Source organism: Mesorhizobium sp. M7A.F.Ca.CA.001.08.2.1, assembly GCF_003998455.1.
In the GTDB taxonomy this organism is placed as follows: domain Bacteria; phylum Pseudomonadota; class Alphaproteobacteria; order Rhizobiales; family Rhizobiaceae; genus Mesorhizobium; species Mesorhizobium ciceri.
In genome coordinates this window covers 1-2,024 of the sequence record NZ_RZPW01000954.1, presented here as the reverse complement: position 1 = coordinate 2,024, position 2,024 = coordinate 1, and the positions used below count along the sequence as shown (strand labels likewise).

The window sequence follows — 2,024 nt, the reverse complement described above, 5'->3', positions numbered from 1 at the left end:
GATCGAACGGCTTTGGCAGATAGTCGTCGGCGCCAGCCTCCAGCCCTGAGATGCGGCTGTCGGTCTCCGACAGCGCTGTGAGCATCAGGATCGGTACGTTCTTTTCGGCCCGCAGCGACTTGGTCAGGTCGACGCCCGTCTCGCCGGGCATCATGACGTCCAGCACCAGAAGGTCGAAGTCGAGGCCGGCAAGCTTGCGCCTGGCTTCGCCGGCATTGCCGGCAACGGTGACGCGAAAGCCATTTTCGGTCAGATACTGCTTGAGAAGATTGCGGATGCGGGTGTCGTCGTCGACGACAAGCAGATGCGGCGCGTCGTCGTCCGGCGCGGCCGCGTGATCGACCCGTTCAGTGCTCTCCATGGCTTTTCCCTGACATTTTTGCGGACCCAACGTCGATCTGCGCCCTCAGTTCCGGATTGACCATCGCTTCGAGGAACCGTTCCACCAAGGTCCGTTCGGTTACTCCGGAATCCCCCAATGCAGCATGGATGCGGCGCGACTGTGGCCGCGCCAGCGCCAGCGCCAGCGCACGGCCCTTGGCTGTCGGATAAAGTTCGCGCTGGCGGCGGTCGCGCGGACCTTGCAACTGCACGATATGGTCGGTGTCGATCAGTTGCTTGAGCACACGGGCCAGGCTCTGCTTGGTGATCTTCAGCACGTCGAGCAGTTCGGCGACCGTCAGGCCCGGCCTGCGGTTGACGAAATGCAGCACCCGGTGGTGGGCCCGGCCGAAGCCGTAATCGGCCAGGATCTGGTCCGGATCGGAGGTGAAGTCGCGATAGGCAAAGAAGAGCAGCTCGATGATGGCGAAGTCGATGCCGTCCTCGACCGACATTGCGGTCCTGATCGGTTTTCCGGCGGCTGGGCTTCGATCCGTCATTATTTCTCCGTGGGAAAGAGAGATTATGTCAGTACTATTGACGTAATTTCCCTGCAATGGTAATTTTTGACAAGCTTTTGGGCGGATTGCGAACGAAAAGGCAAGGGAAGCCGGTTTTTCCGGAATTTCCTAAGTTTGCCAGAGCGCAATTATCCGCCTACGCTCCACCATAAAAGCCGCTTTGGGCGGCCGACACGAAACACACAACGATACAACTATCCGGGCTGCCGCCCGTGGGAGGTTACCATGGCATCCGTTCCCTTCGATCAACTCGATGGCTTCATCTGGATGAACGGCGAATTCGTCCAATGGGGTGACGCCAAGATCCATGTGCTGACGCACGGGCTGCATTACGCCAGCGCTGTTTTCGAGGGAGAGCGCGCCTATGGCGGCGAGATCTTCAAGCTCAACGAACACACCGAGCGCCTGCATGAATCGGCACGCCTGCTCGGTTTCAAGATCCCGTATTCGGTGGCCGAGCTCAACGACGCCTCTTCCACGCTTCTCAAGAAGCAGGGTTTCCAGGACGCCTATGTCCGGCCGATCGCCTGGCGCGGCAGTGAGCAGATGGGCGTCTCGGCGCAGAACAACCGCATCAACTGCGCCATCGCCATCTGGCAATGGCCAAGCTATTTCGATCCTGCGCAGAAGCTGAAAGGCATCCGTCTCGATGTGGCGGAATGGCGCCGGCCCGACCCGCGCACCGCGCCTTCCAAGTCGAAGGCCGCCGGGCTCTACATGATCTGCACCATGTCCAAGCACGCCGCCGAGGCCAAGGGCTATGCCGACGCCATGATGCTCGACTGGCGTGGCCAGGTCGCCGAAGCGACCGGAGCCAACATCTTCTTCGTCAAGGACGGCAAGATCCACACACCCAAGCCCGACTGCTTCCTCGACGGCATCACCCGCCGCACGGTCATCGGGTTGGCCAAGGATCGCGGCCTGGAGGTAATTGAACGCGCCATCCTGCCGGAAGAGCTGGAAAGCTTCGAGCAGTGCTTCCTGACCGGGACGGCAGCGGAAGTGACGCCGGTTTCGGAGATCGGGCCTTACCGATTCGAGGTCGGCGAAATAGCCAAGAATCTTATGAATGACTATTCTGCGGCCGTTCAGCCCAAGCACGCGATCGCCGCAGAATAACGA

General features: G+C 60.5%; 3 protein-coding genes. 1 reads left to right on the top strand and 2 read right to left on the bottom strand.

What is annotated here, in order from left to right:
• Together EN914_RS33415 and EN914_RS33410 are read right to left on the bottom strand one after the other, a co-directional pair.
• The coding region (locus EN914_RS33415; RefSeq protein ID WP_127389580.1) for a response regulator at window positions 1-361 on the bottom strand (361 nt) is incomplete at its 3' end.
• Window positions 348-881, bottom strand: a complete 534-nt coding sequence (locus tag EN914_RS33410; protein WP_024505623.1) for a MarR family winged helix-turn-helix transcriptional regulator — start codon at window positions 879-881, stop codon at window positions 348-350. The genes EN914_RS33415 and EN914_RS33410, both read right to left, overlap by 14 nt.
• Before the next feature lie 246 nt (window positions 882-1,127).
• Here EN914_RS33410 and EN914_RS33405 point away from each other — a divergent pair, with 246 nt between their 5' ends.
• Window positions 1,128-2,021, top strand: a complete 894-nt coding sequence (locus tag EN914_RS33405) for a branched-chain amino acid aminotransferase (RefSeq protein WP_013530016.1) — start codon at window positions 1,128-1,130, stop codon at window positions 2,019-2,021.
• The last annotated feature ends 3 nt before the right edge of the window (window positions 2,022-2,024 follow it).